Origin of the sequence: Priestia sp. AB (genome assembly GCF_028369225.1) — a bacterium.
Lineage (GTDB): Bacteria > Bacillota > Bacilli > Bacillales > Bacillaceae_H > Priestia > Priestia megaterium.
Genome location: NZ_JAQMYN010000007.1, coordinates 79906 through 95287 on the forward strand (window position 1 = coordinate 79906; position 15382 = coordinate 95287).

At 39.1% G+C, this 15382-nt stretch carries 14 protein-coding genes and 2 riboswitches; of the genes, 2 read left to right on the forward strand and 12 right to left on the reverse strand.

Annotated features, from left to right (window positions below):
• Position 1 precedes the first annotated feature (1 nt).
• The 4 genes from eutC to thiT all read right to left on the reverse strand — a co-directional run bounded on the left by eutC (position 2) and on the right by thiT (position 4322).
• On the reverse strand, positions 2 to 715 hold the full coding sequence (eutC, locus tag POF52_RS20625; RefSeq protein WP_271994509.1) for an ethanolamine ammonia-lyase subunit EutC: 714 nt from the start codon (positions 713 to 715) through the stop codon (positions 2 to 4).
• A gap of 14 nt (positions 716 to 729) precedes the next feature.
• Entirely contained in the window at positions 730 to 2100 is a 1371-nt protein-coding gene (locus POF52_RS20630) for an ethanolamine ammonia-lyase subunit EutB (protein ID WP_271994511.1), read from the reverse strand.
• A 26-nt stretch (positions 2101 to 2126) separates the two neighbouring features.
• Entirely contained in the window at positions 2127 to 3545 is a 1419-nt protein-coding gene (locus POF52_RS20635) for an ethanolamine ammonia-lyase reactivating factor EutA (RefSeq protein WP_271994513.1), read from the reverse strand.
• A 156-nt stretch (positions 3546 to 3701) separates the two neighbouring features.
• Positions 3702 to 4322, reverse strand: coding sequence for an energy-coupled thiamine transporter ThiT (thiT, locus tag POF52_RS20640; RefSeq protein ID WP_416433875.1), 621 nt, complete (start codon positions 4320 to 4322; stop codon positions 3702 to 3704).
• 32 nt (positions 4323 to 4354) lie between these two features.
• Positions 4355 to 4455: riboswitch (TPP riboswitch) on the reverse strand.
• Positions 4456 to 4629: 174 nt separating this feature from the next.
• A riboswitch (Lysine riboswitch) is annotated at positions 4630 to 4814 on the forward strand.
• Between the two features lie 102 nt (positions 4815 to 4916).
• Between thiT and POF52_RS20645 the strand changes: the two genes are divergently transcribed.
• Positions 4917 to 6356 carry an amino acid permease gene (locus POF52_RS20645; RefSeq protein WP_075421643.1) on the forward strand — a complete coding sequence of 480 codons (1440 nt, stop codon included), beginning with the start codon at positions 4917 to 4919 and terminating at the stop codon, positions 6354 to 6356.
• A 36-nt stretch (positions 6357 to 6392) separates the two neighbouring features.
• Here the strand turns inward: POF52_RS20645 and POF52_RS20650 are convergent, their stop codons facing one another.
• The 5 genes from POF52_RS20650 to POF52_RS20670 all read right to left on the reverse strand — a co-directional run bounded on the left by POF52_RS20650 (position 6393) and on the right by POF52_RS20670 (position 9106).
• Entirely contained in the window at positions 6393 to 6761 is a 369-nt protein-coding gene (locus POF52_RS20650) for a hypothetical protein (RefSeq protein ID WP_016764304.1), read from the reverse strand.
• Between the two features lie 103 nt (positions 6762 to 6864).
• Complete coding sequence (locus POF52_RS20655) at positions 6865 to 7356, reverse strand: GNAT family N-acetyltransferase (protein ID WP_016764305.1); 492 nt, start codon at positions 7354 to 7356, stop codon at positions 6865 to 6867.
• 90 nt (positions 7357 to 7446) lie between these two features.
• A complete protein-coding gene (locus POF52_RS20660; RefSeq protein ID WP_271994826.1) occupies positions 7447 to 8034 on the reverse strand; it encodes a cysteine hydrolase family protein in 588 nt (195 codons plus the stop codon).
• A gap of 21 nt (positions 8035 to 8055) precedes the next feature.
• The gene (locus POF52_RS20665; protein ID WP_034651653.1) at positions 8056 to 8364 is read right to left on the reverse strand and encodes a cupin domain-containing protein; all 309 of its coding nucleotides are present in this window, start codon (positions 8362 to 8364) and stop codon (positions 8056 to 8058) included.
• Positions 8339 to 9106 carry a YqcI/YcgG family protein gene (locus POF52_RS20670; RefSeq protein ID WP_271994518.1) on the reverse strand — a complete coding sequence of 256 codons (768 nt, stop codon included), beginning with the start codon at positions 9104 to 9106 and terminating at the stop codon, positions 8339 to 8341. The genes POF52_RS20665 and POF52_RS20670 overlap by 26 nt, the downstream gene beginning before the upstream one ends.
• A 152-nt stretch (positions 9107 to 9258) precedes the next feature.
• On the opposite strand from POF52_RS20670, the gene POF52_RS20675 reads away from it, so the two are divergent.
• A complete protein-coding gene (locus POF52_RS20675; RefSeq protein ID WP_271994520.1) occupies positions 9259 to 9900 on the forward strand; it encodes a LysE family transporter in 642 nt (213 codons plus the stop codon).
• Here the strand turns inward: POF52_RS20675 and POF52_RS20680 are convergent.
• From POF52_RS20680 to parE, 3 genes are all read right to left on the reverse strand, one after another.
• Positions 9886 to 10707, reverse strand: a complete 822-nt coding sequence (locus POF52_RS20680; RefSeq protein WP_271994522.1) for an alpha/beta fold hydrolase — start codon at positions 10705 to 10707, stop codon at positions 9886 to 9888. The genes POF52_RS20675 and POF52_RS20680 overlap by 15 nt on opposite strands.
• Before the next feature lie 210 nt (positions 10708 to 10917).
• Positions 10918 to 13344, reverse strand: coding sequence for a DNA topoisomerase IV subunit A (parC, locus tag POF52_RS20685; protein WP_271994524.1), 2427 nt, complete (start codon positions 13342 to 13344; stop codon positions 10918 to 10920).
• Positions 13341 to 15317: a DNA topoisomerase IV subunit B gene (gene parE, locus POF52_RS20690; RefSeq protein ID WP_043982827.1), complete on the reverse strand. Its 1977-nt coding sequence runs from the start codon at positions 15315 to 15317 to the stop codon at positions 13341 to 13343. The genes parC and parE overlap by 4 nt, the downstream gene beginning before the upstream one ends.
• Between the last annotated feature and the right edge of the window lie 65 nt (positions 15318 to 15382).

Genomic DNA, 15382 nt, shown 5'->3' on the forward strand with positions numbered 1-15382 from the left:
TTTAGACAATAAGATGTACACCGCTTGTTTGCTGCTTAATCATTTTGTCAATCATGGTACCGATATGTGCGGCTGCCTCAATAGGAGGCGTCCCTCTTTTATGAATATTAGAAATGACCATACGATCAGACTCTTTTTTGCCTTTGCTAGGTTCATAGCACATGTAAGCACTCATTGATTCAGCACTGACCAGTCCAGGTCGCTCTCCAATCAATAGCACAAGTGCTTTTGGCTTTATGATCTCGCCAATTTCATCCATACACGCAACCCGTCCCCCTTTTACAAAAAATGAAGTCCCGATATGAAGTCCATATGAGTGCAGGGAGTCAATTAAAGCTGGATACACGTCACTTATGTTTTCTTCGATTGCCTTCGCACTCAGTCCATCTGAGACTACTACTTGTACATCAGGCTGCCGCACGCAGTTTTTAAAAATTTCTTTCTTAGCGTTATCTGCTAATAACCTTCCTTGATCCGGCCGTTTTAAATAATGTTCTTTTGACTCCACGCGTGTATTCACAGAGAAAAGGTTAAACTCGGCTAAAATATCTTCTGCAACTACTCCATATACAGAGTCTACGGCTGCAGCATGATCCGTGCGAAAAGATAAAACGTCTTTTGTTAGCGGCCTTGTTCCTGTACGTCCGACACCTATGCGGGCAGGGGTAAATTGTTTAAGTATTTCAAGCGGATCGCGATTTGACTTTGGTATCATAGTAAGCACCTTCCTTAAATCAAATTCATAAAAATAGTTGGGTCTCCGGCTCTAGATGTAAAGCGCCCGTTGTCCATAATACGCTGATCTTCAAGCCACTTTTGAAATAACGGCGTTGGGGTACGGCCTAACACATTACGTACTGTTGCGATGTCATGATAACTAAGAGACTGGTAGTTTAGCATGCAGTCATCAGCCATGGGCACTCCTATGACAAAGTTCACTCCAGCTGTTCCCAGAAGCATACTTAAATTATCCATATCATTTTGATCAGCATCCATGTGGTTGGTGTAACATACGTCTACTCCCATAGGCAGGCCGTGCATTTTACCCATGAAATGATCTTCTAACCCAGCTCGTAGAACTTGTTTGCTGTTATATAAGTATTCAGGTCCAATAAATCCAACAACTGTATTAACTAAGAAAGGCTTATAGTGACGAGCTAAGCCGTAGCATCTAGCTTCGAGCGTTACTTGATCAATGTTATAGTGAGCTTCTGCTGACAGTTCAGAACCTTGTCCTGTTTCAAAATACCAGCGGTTTGGACCTTTTGCCGTTCCTTTTTCATGAATTAGCGCTGTCGCTTCATCGAGCATAGACAGTGAAATTCCAAATGAACCATTACCAGCTTCTGTACCTGCTAAACTTTGAAAAATCAAGTCTGCTGATGCTCCTTTTTCAATTGCTCTCATTTGACTCGTTACGTGTGATAATACACAGTTTTGAGTAGGAATTGACCATTCGTTGATTATATTTTTTGTTTCATTTAAAAGTGCGTAAATATTATCCGTTGTATCAATAACAGGGTTAATTCCGATAACCGCATCTCCAATTCCATAGCTTAACGCTTCGTATAGAGATGCTCTCATTCCCTTTAAGTTATCTGAAGGATGATTAGGCTGAGCTCTAGAAGCCAATACTCCTTTTTGGCCGATAGTCGTTTGACAAGTAGTTTGCACTTCTATCTTGGCAGCTCCTTGAATTAAATCTAAATTGGACATAATTTTAGTAGCTGCCGCAATCATTTCGCTGCTTAATCCTTTGCTAAGTCCAAGAAGGTCTTCTCCGCTATGCTGATCGGATAAAATGTATTCTCTTAAATCCCCTACTGTCCAATTTTTAATAATGTCGTAAACAGATGAATCAATCTGACTTTCAATTAATGCCGAGATGTTGTCTTCATCAGCGCTGAGCAGCGGGTAGTTTCTGATATCAGCAAGTGTGATATCAGCTAGAACTTGCTTTGCTGCCATTCGTTCTTTCATTGACTCGGCGCTAACTCCTGCGAGCTGATCTCCAGAACGCTCTTCGTTTGCTTTGGCCATGATTTCTTTTAAGCTATAAAATGAAAATGTTTCTCCTAACATTCGTGTAGTTTTAAACATCGTTTCCTCCTTGTGTGTTCAGCTGATTATGATGAAAAAGCGAGCGTTTTAACGGAAACGGAGATCGCTTCTCCAGCTACTGGTAACCCTAGATCGATGTAATCTCCGTGTGTAAAATCAATTTGATCTAAACAAATAATTTCTAACTCTTTCCTCTGTTTAGCTAGTGCTTGTCCTAAAGCTTTTGCAATATCTTGTTCGCATAGAACAACGAGGCACTTAGCTCCCTTAAAACAAACAATAAATTCATCGCTTATTATTTTTGCTAATTCTTGAAGCATCTTATAGCTGCAGTAAGGAAAATGAGATAAAGCAATAGCAGCAAGGGGATCTTCTGCACTGAAAATAGTTGAAGCCTGCATACATACCGCTCGTGCTCTTTCTTGAAACAGCTGCGGATTCCACGTCTCTTCTTGCTGAACCGGTATCTTTATAATCGGAATATTTTTTAGCGGCAGCCGCTTCGACCCAATGTATACGGTTGATCCGCTAACTTCTGTATTTTGCATACCAGCACCAATTACAGTAGCGCGCGTTGTCTCAGAGGCTTGAGATACTTGGATGGATTGAAAATGATACGCTAGAAGCGGACCAACGTCTCCGTGTATGGCCACTTCCTTCACTGTTATTGGCTTTTGCTTCTCCATCATTGCTCCTACTCCTCCTGAAACCATGATCGTTTCAGGATGTATAGAAGATCTTGTATGAGGAGAAACGAGCAGCGAGGAATTTTGATTCAGCGCTTTTACATAATTCACGGTTTCTTCAGCTAGTAATTGACAGATAGACGAGAGCTTTTCAAATGCTGCTTTTTCACCTTCTTGCAGTGTTAAAGAATTATTTTTCAAAAATTCAGTTAAATGAGACGAAACGTAGGTAACAAGACCGTCTTCATTTAGTCGAATTAATCTCCCGCCTACATGCAGTGTAAATGTTTCTATCACTTTTCCATTTTGACATAAAGCGATGTTAGCAGTACCTCCTCCTACATCAATATTGGCAATTACTGCATTTGTTTCAGCAGAACGTTCTATTGCTCCTGAGCCTTTTGCTGCTAATATTCCCTCTAATTCAGCGCCGGCTGTTGCAACAACAAAATCCCCAGCATGTTCGGCTAGATAGTGAACGATACTTTCTGCATTTTGCTTTCTGGCCGTTTCTCCTGTGATGATCACAGCACCTGCCTCCACTTGATCTAATGAGATTCCTGCGTTCTTATACTCTTGTTCTAGTAGTACCGTTAATCTTTGAACATCAATTTCAACATCGTTTAGCATAGGGGTGGTATAGATAGAACTTGCATACGTTACGCGACGATCAATAATTTGACAGCCTGGCAGCGTAAACTGATTTTGTTGATTTGCTATTAACAGCTTGCTTACAATCAGCTTTGTTGTGCTTGTTCCGATATCTAAACCTATGCTCGTTATCCATTTCTGTAGCATGCTATCAATCCCTTATCACGTTTGAATATGGTGATTATCATAAAACAGTTTTTTGAATATTTCACTAACTATGTTATCAAACCTGACACACTTTTGTGTAAACAAAGGTGACAAATGACAAAAAAGACTAAATCTTGGTAGATTTAGTCTTTTTTATTATGAGTGTGATTTAGTTACAATCATTCTTGATGCGGATGGAATTAATAGTGAAAGAATGACTAAGCAGGCTATTAGTGATCCTACCATTGAAATCCCGTTCATTGAAAAAGAATACCATAGAGCGGACATGCCCTTTGGCGCATACGATCCCCAGAAAATAATACCCGCAATAAAGTGCCAGACATACCGTGCGAAGCTGCCGATAACAAGGGATAAAACAATCAAAACAAAAGCTTTTGATCTGTTATTGTTAGCTAAATTTGTTTTAATAGATTGCGAAAAAATACCTCCAAAACCTATAAAAGCAAAAGCCACAATATATTCAATAAACGTTTGTAGCGCTGTTAAAATATAAGCCGTTCCTGTTGCCAACTGCAACAGCCCCCATAATAGACCAGATAGAGCTCCGCCTTTTACTCCCCAGCGAAAGCACATAATAAAAATGGGCACCATGGAGAACGAAATACTCACAGCCGTTGCAATCTTAATGGAAGGCAAAAGATCAAGTAGAAGTGCTAATGCTGCAAAAATAGCTATTTCAATTTTAGCCTGTAAAGGTAATGCTTTATTCACGTTTCTCACTCCTGTTTTTGAATCATTCATATCAAAATCATTCATATCAAACGGTTTACACAGGAGTAAGCAAATATATGCTACTATTCCCACATTCCTACGCTAGCGTTAACTAACAGGTTCGAAGGGTCTGAACAATTTGTTCACTCTCAGCACGGCGGCTCCCCCTGTGGTACGTTCGGATATTTATGTAGTATTATGACAACATTCATTATACCATATGTAACAAAATAGATTCGAGAGATTTCAAAGATGTTTCTATTTTCTGAATCTATTTTTTATAATGACAATCGTTTTAGTATTTGGTATACTTCTTTTATGTCAAATGAATATAAAAAACCCTCATCCTAATCGATGAGGTAGAGGTCGCAGTTTTTAATAGTAAAGCAACGGAAATGCAGAGAACATTGAGGATGTTGCTTGAAAGGAAAAATTGCCGAAGTTTAGATCACTTCTCGGTTGATTTAAGCTGGGGCTGTCTCCGAACAGGAACAGAACTGTCACATCATGCGAGTGGTGTGAAGAGCTATCTTCACGGAAGGTTGACGCGGTTTTCAGATTTAAAAGCGCGCACATATACTGCGGGCTTTTTTTATGTTATCCCGTCTCTTTCCGTACATTCGAAAGGAGTATTTATCTATGCAAGAGCAGCAAGAATTAAAACGTGGGTTGAAATCTCGCCACTTAACGATGATTTCATTAGGAGGAGCCATCGGAACCGGCTTATTCCTAGCAAGTGGTGGAGCAATTCACACAGCAGGACCTGGGGGAGCGCTTTTAGCTTACGCTATCATTGGTGTCATGGTTTACTTTTTGATGACCAGCCTAGCGGAGCTCGCAGCTTATATGCCTGAAGCTGGTTCGTTTAGTACGTATGCGTCTCGGTTTGTAGATCCATCCTTTGGTTTCGCTCTCGGCTGGAACTATTGGTATAACTGGGCTATTACGATTGCAGCTGAATTATCTGCTGGAGCCCTTATTATGAAATTTTGGTTCCCAAACTCTTCTTCTATTTTATGGAGTGCCCTGTTTTTATTAATTATGTTTGGGCTTAACTACCTTTCTGTAAAAGGATTTGGTGAATCTGAATTTTGGTTTTCGTTAATTAAAGTAGTAACGGTTATCATCTTTTTAGTTATTGGCATTATGATGATTTTTGGTATCTTTAACAATGAAGCACCAGGGTTTAAAAACTTCACGCTTGGTGATGGACCCATTCACGGTGGATTCTTTACTGTCTTAGGTATTTTTATGGCTGCTGGTTTTTCATTTCAAGGAACAGAGTTGCTTGGAGTCGCAGCTGGAGAAAGTGAAGATCCGGAAAAAACGGTTCCTCGCGCAGTTAAACAAGTCTTCTGGCGCATCTTGTTATTTTATATTTTAGCTATTTTTGTTATCGGGATGCTTATTCCATACACAGCCGATTCATTAGCAAGTGATGATGTGCGAGTAAGTCCATTTACTTTAATATTCGAACGAGCAGGTCTGGCGTTTGCAGCATCAGCTATCAATGCCGTTATTTTAACAGCCGTTTTATCTGCTGGTAACTCAGGTATGTATGCTTCTACGCGTATGCTGTGGAACTTAGCGAAAGATGGAAAAGCACCAAGGTTCTTAGCAAAAGTAAATAAACGAGGCGTTCCGGTGAATGCTTTAATTGCAACGGCACTTGTCGGTACACTTGCATTTGGCGCTTCATTTTTTGGAGACGGTGCGGTATACACGTGGTTACTTAACGCTTCTGGTATGTCTGGTTTTATTGCTTGGTTAGGAATTGCCATCAGCCACTATCGTTTTAGAAGAGCATTTGTTGCCCAAGGTCATGATTTGAATGAACTTCCATATCATGCAAAACTTTTCCCGTTTGGTCCTATCTTTGCCTTTATTTTATGTGCTGTTGTTATTTTAGGTCAAAACTATTCGGCGTTTATGGGTGATTCGATTGACTGGTACGGTGTACTTGTTTCTTATATCGGACTTCCTTTATTCTTAATTGTTTGGTTAGGATACAAATGGACGAAAAAGTCAAAACTTATTCCGTTAAAAGAATGCCAAGTAACAGTGAAAAAATACGAATAAAAAAAGCTCTCTATTCTTTTGAATAGAGAGCTTTTTTTATGTGATCTGATCAGCAAAATGAAGAGATATATAGGCGGGCTGATTTTTCATAACAAGCATATAACCTTTGAGGGGACGATTACAGTAATCAGCAGCTTCTATATAATAAATACGCTGAACTAACCTGCTTAAATGGGTTACAAAAGATGGAAGTTGATGAGTAGGAATGCTTTGGATGTAGTCTATGATTTCTTGTTTAGTTTGAAGGCCCGAATGGGTACATTCTAACAGATGAAAAAGCGGATCTGCTGCTATAGTAGATAGTTCAGAATTGTGTTTGATTCTATTCAGCTGGATATGCAGTTCTTTTTTGGACCATCTTTTTGGAATAGCTCTTATATGCTGATATTGAAAATGTGTATTCATGATAGCTAACACCTTTCGTATTAAAATAATAAAATGACTTATTATTTTAATAACCTTTACACATTAAACTAAAACGTTACAATGTGTAAAGGTGTCATACATCTTATAAAATAAGCTGATAAAAAAGCACATCTTGCCACTGATCGAATTTCCAGCCTACTTCTTTAAATTCTCCGCAAAATGTAAAATTAAATTGCTTATGCATTTTGACACTGATATCATTCCCTTTTGTAATTCCTGAAATGACAACGTGATGGTTGAGTTCTTTAGCCAATTCCAAAATCCGCTTCATAAGCTGTTTTCCAATACCATGCCCCTGTTGATTTTTATCAATATAAATCGATAGCTCTACCGTTTGAATGTACGCTTCTTTATCTCGATAAGAAGAAAGCGAAGCATAGCCTGCTACTACCCCGTCTCTTTCCGCGACAATAAGCGGAAAGAGTTCATTGCTAATATGATTATCAAACCAGCTCCTTCTTTGCTCTACTGTTACAGGCGTTAAATCAAAAGTAGCAGCACTTGCTTGAACAGACTGGTTATAAATTTCAACAAGCATAGGTAAATCTTCTTCTTTAGCATAACGAATGATCATATGTACAAACTCCTTATAGTATAGAATTATCTTTATTTTACTTCTTTTAAGAAACATAATCTACATAAAAAACCGATGTGCGCATGCACATCAGTTATGATTTTGAGCATATTGAAAGGTTTGAAGAACTTGAAGTGTCTCTTTTGTAGAAACGACCGTTGCAAACTCCCCATGCAAAGAAGACAATGCGAATGTATGTACATCTTCTGCAGGAAGCCTTGTTTTTCCATCGTAGGACATACCATCAAAGCAAGCTGTTGCATCGTTTACAACGTACGTCCTGTACCCTAGATTTTCAGCCATGCGGGCAGTCGTAGAGACGCAGTGATTAGTAGTTAATCCTATTAAGATAAGCGTATCATAGCCATTTGCTTTTAAATAACTGTCTAGCTCTGTTCCAATGAAGCAGCTGTTCACGTGTTTGCGAATTAAGTATTCGTCTTCTTGTGGACCAAACCCTTCTTTGAACTGAAATCCCTTCGAACTTGGGTGTAAAGGAGAATCTGGATTTTCCGATGCATGCTGTACGTGAATGACAGGATAATTTTGGCGCCTCCATGCTTGCAGTAGCGTCAGCATATGTTTTTCTGCATCTAGGTTGTTTCTTTCCCCCCACTGTGGTGAATAAAATCCTTCTTGTACATCGATAAGCAGCAGAACTGGCCGGGAACGTAGCATAAGCATCATCTTCTTTCATCTTTATTTTAAAATGGAAATAACGTATGTGCACCCATCAGGACCGGCTTTTGAGGAATGAACCGTTTGTTTCGGTAAATGTATTCGATCTCCTGCCTGACATAGAACCGTATCATGTTCAACTGTAAAGTAAATAGATCCTTCAAGTATATGAAGAATTTCATCAGTTGGATGGGTATGAGATGGGTGCGTTTGAAAAGCAATATCGTGCTGTACTTCAACGTATCCAGTATACGCCGGAAGCAGTTCTTTAATTACTTCTTCAAACTTTCCGCCAACTCCTTTTTTAATAGAGGCTTTTTTTACGTCCATGCTGCTCACTCCTTTTTAATTTAAACGGACACTGTCCGGTAGTATAGTTGTTATCATCATGTAAAAAATATTGCTTCCACTCTCGGTTTTCCTGCCGTCCATACCATCCTAACTCAGGGTGAGCAGATACGTCATCATATGTTTTTAACCGATCGCGGACCACCTTTTGTATGTGCCGCCCTATTTTTGAATCTCCTGTCATACCTTCAAACACCCACCGAGGTTGAAATGTAATCATAAATCCTCTGCTCTTACGGCTTTTACGTAAAGAATGAGCAGGCGTATTACAGACGACAAAAATAGGTTCTCCGTGAAAGCAAAATTCCCATAATGCATCTTTTGGGTCTTTTGGAATGTCTTGCGGCCATTTCTTTTGATCAATTTGATGAAGAAACGTCAGCGTATCCCAAAACATCGTTTCGTACTCTTCCATTGAACGTTCTTTATGTTCAGGCTTAAAGAATAACACAAAGGATGTATAGCGACCTATGGTCTTGAACGTATCTATGTATTCTCTAAGTGCCAACGCTGCATTCCTAATATCTTGGTAGTTATAAGGAGTAGTCACAAATGAAAACCGCAGTAAATCTTTTTTAAAGCCTTCTACCCCTAATATACAAGGAAATGGATTTTCTTCTGATAATATATCGCTTCGGAAATATTGAAAAGCATCTTTTCCCCAAAATGGGACATGCGTTGACTCTAAAATCTCATTGGCTCGAAAAAGCATTTTTGATGCCATTAAAACCCTCCTTATGGAACTCAACGTTACATGTGTATTAAAGAAAAGAAAGTTTATGAGCATTTTTAACTAAATGCCGCTTCTAAATTATAAAACTCTAATCTATATATATATAAGCTACTATTGGACAAGTTAGAAAGGAGGCTGTGTTTGTGGAGTGGTTTTTGATTGCTATAAAACAAATAATTCTAGGTATTAGTCTCGCAGCACCGGTAGGTCCAATTAATATAGAGATGATTAAAAAAGGGCTGACAAAAGGATTTTGGGCTTCTTGGCTAGTTGGTTTGGGAGGCATGACGGCCGATATTTTATTTATGCTCCTCATTTTAATAGGGTTAACGCCTTTTGTTCAGATGCATGCTGTTACTGTTTCCCTGTATGCAACTGGCTTTGTCATGCTTACGTTTGTTGGCTTTCAAAGTATGAAACAAGCTGTTTCTCGTTCCTTTTCAATAGATGTAAATAAACCCTCTATTAAAAGAGATAAGTCGTTTTTTACAGGTTTCTTCATTGCTCTTATGAACCCTTTAAATATTGTATTTTGGTTTGGTGTATTTGGGTCAAGCTTAAGCGAAAGCCTCCAAAGTCAAACGTGGCTATCAGTCTTTTTTCACAGTTTCTTTATTATCTCTGGAATCCTTCTTTGGAATTTAAATATTGCCAGCAGCATTCATTTTACAAGAAAATTTATCACGCCTAAACTTCTTCGCTTCATTACGTTAGGTGCAGGTTTTTTACTTTTTTTATTTGGCTGCCAATTCGGTTTTAAATGTATATCCTTACTTATAGGCTGAGCTTTGAGCGATGAGTTCAATAAGAGTGTCATTTACTTTCTCACGTTCATCATAAAAAAGACCGTGTCCACTATTTTCAAATGGAAGAAGTGTAGAAAATGAAATATGACGATTCATAACTTTTGCAAGATCAAATGGACAAATTTGATCTTTTTTTCCGTGTAATATATATGTCTCAGCAAAAATTTGACTCAAATCTTCCCGTAAGTCTTCGTCTCGTAAAGACACCGCAGTTTTAATCGTTCCATGACCGGATGCCTCTAAACCTAAATCTTGAAACCACCCTTTAAAAGCTGAGCTGGTAGGCTGATTAAAAAACTTTTTGCCAAACTCTTCAAGCATGTTAGGGCGATCTCTATACGTATTTTGAATAATTGTATTTACTTCTTCAGAAGGAAGTCCATATGGAAAATCAGTTTTTTGAATAAAGCTTGGAGCCGCTGCTCCTAATAAAATTAACTTCTTCACGCCATATCCTAAATGTCTGCTCATATATCGAATGGCAATGGCTCCCCCCATAGAAAAGCCTACGAGCGTATAATTTTTCAGCTCCAGTCTTTCTACTAACATGCGAATATCATCTGCTAATTGATTATAAGAATAGCCGGCGAAAGGCGCATCTGACTTTCCGAATCCGCGAAGATCAGGAGCGATACATCGAATACCGCGGGCCGGCAACGTTGTAAATTGGTATTCGTACATTTTAGCGTTAACAGGCCACCCGTGAAGGAAAAGAACGGGTTCCCCTTTTCCAATATCCCGTACAAAAAGTTTAGTCTTAGGAGTTACGTGAATAAAATAGTTCATCTATAACACCTCCTAGTAGTTCTTATATATATATGTGCAGGACAATTGGAACATTCAAAAGTTTCTTAGAGGCTTGTGTAGGAGGTATATAATGTTTATCTGTTATAAGGAGTAGGTAAAATTTTTATGTTGTTTATTTAGAACATAGTTTATTTAAAAGATATCAGACAAAAAAAGTAGTAAAGCTTTAAAACTTTACTACTTTTTTTGTTATTTTTCTTCCAGCCACACATCAACTAAATTGCCAGCTTCGCTTTGGTCCAATACGAATGAACCGTTGCTGTATCGGTCGCTAGCTCGCATTGTAGATGGATCAACTTGCTCGATCTGACCTTTAGATGATTCCACTATCATGTAATGTTCTTTAGAGATTACTTTTACTTTTGCAATTTGATGCGGATTAGATTTCAGTTCTCGGACCATCACTAGCCCTCGTTTTGCTCGTGCTGATTCTTCAAACTCAGTAATTTTTGTCTTTTTCACAGCTCCTCGCTGCGTGGCGATAAATAATTCCGTTGATAGAGCTTCATCTTCATCGAAGACAACGCCGCTTACAACATAATCCTCGTCTTTTAAGTTAATTCCTTTTACACCAGAAGCGCGAGTTCCTACAATATTGATTTCTTCTTCCCGGAAACGCAGTCCATAGCCAGAGCGAGTGGCAATAAACACTTGTTTTTTACCATCCGTTTGATATACATCGACTACTTCATCATCGCCTTTTAAATTAACGGCGACAAGAGCTTTGGAGTAGCGCTGTGCTTTATATTGAAGTAATTCGGATTTTTTGACCATACCATTTTTCGTAAAGAAAAGCAGATACTGATTTTCTTTAAATTCTTTTACCGGTATCGCCCGTACAATTTGCTCTTCTTTATCAATTGGAACAATGTTCATGATATGCTGCCCCATGTCTTTCCACCTGATATCAGGAAGTTCGTGCACTGGCATATATAAATAGTTCCCTTTGTTTGTGAAGATGAGCAGTGTTTCGGTTGTATTAATTTCATATTTCGCTAAAATTCGGTCCGTATCTTTCATACCGAAGTCTTGCCCGTTAGACGCGGCGTAAGAACGAAGACTTGTTCGTTTTACGTATCCGTCTTTTGTGACTGTTACCATCACTTCTTCAGATGGAACCATCACTTCTAGATTAATCTTAATTTCTTCGATTTCTGCTTCAATTTTTGAGCGGCGTTCTGTACTGTATTGCTTTTTTACACGGCGTAATTCTTTTTTGATTACATTAAAAAGTTTTTTCTCGCTATGTAAGATTTCTTCTAACTCGTTAATTTTAGCACCTAGCTCTTCAGCTTCCGCCTGTAGAGCTGTAATGTCCGTGTTTGTCAAGCGGTATAATTGAAGCGACACAATCGCTTCTGCTTGAGGTTCTGTAAATTCATATTTAGCAATTAAATTATTTTTAGCATCGCGCTTATCTTTAGAAGCTCTAATAGTTGCAATAACTTCATCTAAAATCGACAGCGCTTTAATCAATCCTGCTACAATATGTTCGCGTTCACGTGCTTTTTGCAGTTCGTATTTAGAACGATTTGTTACCACTTCTCTTTGATGATCAATATAAGCATCAAGAATGTTAGGTAAACTCATAAGCTTTGGTCGCTTTTTAGCAATAGCAACCATGTTAAAATTATACGGTACTTGCAGATCTGTATTTTTATAAAGGAAGTGAAGTACTCCTTGAGCATTTGCATCTTTTTTTAGTTCTACTACGATACGCAGGCCGGTACGATCCGTTTCATCGCGAACTTCAGCAATGCCTTCCACTTTTTTATCTAAACGAAGCTCATCCATTTTCTTAACAAGGTTGGCTTTATTTACTTCAAATGGAATTTCCGTAATAACAATTTGCTGTTTTCCGCCGCGAATGGACTCCACTTCCGTTTTTCCGCGAATAATAATTTTCCCTTTACCTGTCTCGTAGGCTTTCTTAATTCCGTCTACACCTTGAATGATTCCCCCCGTAGGAAAATCAGGACCTTGAATAGCCGTCATCAACTCTTCAATTGTACACGTTGGTTTATCAATTCGCATGATCGTTGCGTCAATTACTTCACCTAAATGATGGGGAGGAAGTTCCGTAGCATAACCAGCTGAAATACCCGTGGATCCATTCACTAGCAAGTTAGGAAACATAGCCGGTAACACAGTTGGTTCGCTGCTTGTATCATCGAAGTTAGACACAAACTCAACCGTTTGTTTGTCAATATCTCGTAGAAGTTCTGCAGCAATCGATGAAAGGCGCGCTTCTGTATAACGCATTGCTGCTGGGGGATCTCCATCAATACTTCCGTTGTTTCCGTGCATTTCGATTAATACATTTCTAACTTTCCATTCTTGACTCATTCGAACCATGGCATCATATACAGATGAATCACCATGAGGGTGATAGTTACCAATTACGTTTCCTACAGTTTTAGCTGACTTGCGAAACCCTTTTTCTGCTGTATTTCCATCTACGTGCATTGCATATAAAATACGGCGCTGAACGGGTTTTAACCCGTCTCTTGCATCCGGCAATGCGCGCTCTTGAATAATATATTTACTGTATCGACCAAAACGGTCGCCTAGTACATCCTCAAGAGGTAAATCTAAAAAGCGTTCTGTTTGTGTCATTGTACGTCCTCCTCTGCGACCGTTAATACATTTTCATTATCTAAAATATTTGGATCTTCTTCTAATCCAAACGCTACGTTGCTTTCAATCCATTTTCTGCGAGGTTCTACTTTATCGCCCATCAAAGTGGTCACACGACGATCAGCGCGGGCAGCATCATCAATACGAACACGAATCAGCGTACGCGTCTCTGGGTTCATTGTTGTTTCCCAAAGCTGATCTGCGTTCATTTCACCGAGACCTTTGTAGCGCTGAATCATATAGCCTCTTCCTACCTTGTCAATTGCACCTTGCAATTCTTCGTCACTCCATGAATATTCAACCACTTCTTTTTTACCTGACCCTTTACTTACTTTGTAGAGCGGTGGAAGAGCAATAAATACTTTTCCTGCTTCCACAAGCGGTTTCATATAGCGGTAGAAAAACGTTAGCAGAAGCACTTGAATATGAGCGCCATCCGTATCCGCATCGGTCATGATGACTATTTTATCGTAGTTAATATCATCGATGGTGAAATCTGCTCCTACTCCTCCGCCTATCGCGTGGATGATCGTACTAATTTCTTCGTTTTTAAAAATATCTTGAAGCTTGGCTTTTTCGGTATTGATAACCTTCCCTCGCAGTGGCAGCACAGCTTGAAAGCGGCGATCCCTTCCTTGTTTTGCTGAACCTCCAGCGGAATCCCCTTCGACTAAGTACAGTTCGTTTCGCTGAGGATTTCTTGATTGCGCAGGCGTTAACTTTCCGCTTAAAACGGTTTCTTGACGCTTTCGTTTCTTCCCGTTTCTTGCATCTTCTCTTGCCTTTCGTGCTGCTTCACGCGCTTGAGCAGCTTTGATTGCTTTTTTTACAAGAAGAGAGCTTACGTCCGGGTTTTCTTCTAAGAAATAGGCAAGTTTTTCAGAAATAACTGAATCTACGGACGAACGAGCTTCACTTGTACCTAACTTTCCTTTTGTTTGTCCTTCAAACTGAAGCAACTCTTCAGGTATTCTAACGGAAACGATGGCTCCCAAGCCTTCTCGTATATCCGTTCCTTCTAAGTTTTTGTCTTTTTCTTTTAGCAGGCTTACTTTACGGGCGTATTCATTAAATGCACGCGTCATAGCGCTTTTTGCACCGGACTCATGCGTTCCGCCATCCTTGGTACGAACATTATTAACGAATGATAAAATGGTTTCAGAATAACCATCATTAAATTGAAAGGCAAATTCAACTTCAATATTATGATGAATCCCTTCAAAAAAGACGACTGGATGAAGTGAATCTTTTTCTTCATTTAAATATGAAACGAAGGCTTGAATACCCGTTTCATAATGAAAGATATCGTGACGATCATGTCTTTTATCGATTAACTCTATTTTGAATCCTTTTAACAGGAAAGCCGATTCGCGGAGCCGTTCACACAGCGTATCATAATTATACACAGTTGTTGAAAAGATCGTGGCATCCGGTTTGAAATGAATCGTTGTTCCCGTTTTTTTCGTTTTCCCTATTTTTTCTAGCGTCGTAACCGGCTTTCCTCCATTTTCAAAACGCTGTTCATAAATAAATCCATCTCTATGAATGGTTACCGTCAACCATTCAGACAGCGCATTTACAACAGATGCACCTACTCCGTGTAAGCCTCCGCTTGTTTTATATCCACCCTGTCCGAATTTACCTCCTGCATGCAAGATGGTTAAAATAACTTCAGGCGTTGGTTTTCCTAGTTTATGCATGCCCGTTGGCATACCTCGACCTTTATCTTGTACAGAAATTGAATTATCTTTGTGAATGGTTACAATAATTTCTTCTCCGTAGCCTGCTAGAGCTTCATCGACAGAGTTGTCGACGATTTCATATACTAAATGATGCAGACCTCGTGTATCCGTACTTCCAATATACATACCAGGACGTTTACGAACGGCATCTAATCCTTCTAGTACTTGAATTGCGTCTTCATTATAATTAAATTGTTGTTTCCGAGCCATTCATACTACCCCTTTCATCACAACGAACATTACTACATTATGTATGAAACACAAACGTTTGCGCT